Source organism: Streptomyces sp. NPDC043870, assembly GCF_056435785.1.
In genome coordinates this window covers 1-1,942 of the sequence record NZ_JBWKDT010000131.1, presented here as the reverse complement: position 1 = coordinate 1,942, position 1,942 = coordinate 1, and the positions used below count along the sequence as shown (strand labels likewise).

Sequence of the window (1,942 nt, the reverse complement as noted above, 5' to 3'; positions counted from 1 at the left end):
CCGGGTGTGTCCTGAACATGGATAGGAGTTGGTAGTAGGACAGCTTCTGGAAATGATGCTGTGCGAGAGATGAAGGATTCTGGCCCTTCAGAGTCGCCCTGTGGGGGGAGGCTCTAAACCACCTTATGCCGCGTTAGCCGAAGACTGTCGTGGTGAGCGATAAGGAAAAGGCATCCAAGAGGTGTCAGGTAGGGACTGGGAAGACGAGCGCAAGCGAATCGCTGCTGACGTGTCGAAAACAGATCAGACGACATCAAAACCGAGGCACTCTGGTTTGTCTCGGGATGAGCCTGACGGGAGCCCACCGACTGGTCAGGCGGTGTCCGGCATGAAGGCGACGTGAGCCCAGTCTGCTGCTCTCGCATGGAACAGGAGAAGGCGCGCCCCGACACCGTCCACCCAGCGCGGGTGGCGAGAGGGAGTGCCCCAAGCGGCCGAAACCGCAAGGGGTTGAGTACCGATGCGGGGCGCGCCGGCGGACCGGCTCGTAGTAGTGACGAAGCTTCTGTAATGGGGGTGGAGCGAAGGGGCCGGGTCATCCGTGACCGAGTGTGTCGTATCAACCAGAAGTATCTGGGAGGAATTCGATGGGCCGGTTGAAGTCACAGGCCAAGCCGTTCGAAATCTCGAAGTGGGAAGTGAAGGAGGCGTGGGAGGAAGTCAGGGCAAACAAAGGCGCCCCAGGTGTGGACGGTGAGTCCATCGACGAGTTCGAGAAGGACCTGAGAAACAACCTCTACAAGGTCTGGAACCGCATGTCGTCGGGATCGTACTTTCCATCTCCGGTGCGCGCGGTGGAAATTCCCAAGCCCCACGGCGGTGGCATGAGGATGCTCGGCATCCCTTGTGTCTCCGACCGGGTGGCGCAGACCGTTGCGGCTCGGCATCTGATGCGACGGGTGGATCCCATCTTCCATCCCGACAGCTACGGATACCGGCCCGGCCGGTCCGCGCTGGACGCGGTCGGTGCCTGCCGGGAACGCTGTTGGAAGCGCGACTGGGTGATCGAGATCGACATCCGGAAGTTCTTCGACAGCGTCCGATGGGACCTGCTGGTCAAGGCAGTGGGAGCACACACTGACGCCGTCTGGGTGAATTTGTATGTACGGCGATGGCTCGCCGCACCTCTGCAACTGTCCGACGGCAGCCTGCTGGAACGGGAACGCGGGACGCCTCAGGGTGCCCCGGTGTCTCCCGTGCTGGCGAATCTGTTCCTGCACTACGCGTTCGACATGTGGATGAACCGGGAGTTCCCGACTGTCACCTTCGAACGCTATGCGGACGACGCGGTGCTGCACTGCGTCACGGAGCGCCAGGCCCGCCAGGTGCTGGCCGCGCTCCACAACAGGTTGGAAGAGGTCGGGCTGGAACTTCACCCGGCCAAGACCCGGATCGTGTACTGCCGGGACGCGAAGCGCCGTGGCTCGTACGAGCACATGGAGTTCACGTTCCTCGGCTACACCTTCCGCGCCAGAGCAAGCCGGACGAGCCAGAGTGGGCAGACATTTCTGTCCTTCTCCCCGGCGATCAGCAAGGACGCTCTGAAGAAGATCAGTGCGGAAGTCCGCTCCTGGCGGCTGCAACACCGCACCGGTTCGACTCTCACAGATCTCGCGCGGCGGATCAATCCCGTCGTTGCGGGGTGGCTCAACTACTACGGCCGCTACGGCCGTTGGGTGTTGATCCCGTTCCTTCAGCGTATCAACGCCTACTTGGTGCGCTGGATCCGCAGGAAGTATCGACGGCTGGCGCCGTTGCGGAAGGCTATCGCGAAGTTCCAGGAGATCGCCCAGCGGTATCCGCGGATGTTCGCGCACTGGCCGGACACAACACTTGCCGCATTGGCCTGGTGATCAGGATGACAAGAGCGGAGTGACGAGAGATTGTCACGCTCCGTTCTGGGAGAGCCGAGGGGTGAGATTCCCCTCGGCTACTCGACTCA

The 1,942-nt window shown here is 61.9% G+C and carries 1 protein-coding gene; it reads left to right on the top strand.

Annotation, left to right across the window (positions count from 1 at the left end; genetic code table 11):
- Window positions 1-587: 587 nt before the first annotated feature.
- Complete coding sequence (gene ltrA / locus AC0699_RS39650; RefSeq protein ID WP_478671564.1) at window positions 588-1,853, top strand: group II intron reverse transcriptase/maturase; 1,266 nt, start codon at window positions 588-590, stop codon at window positions 1,851-1,853.
- Window positions 1,854-1,942: the final 89 nt, after the last annotated feature.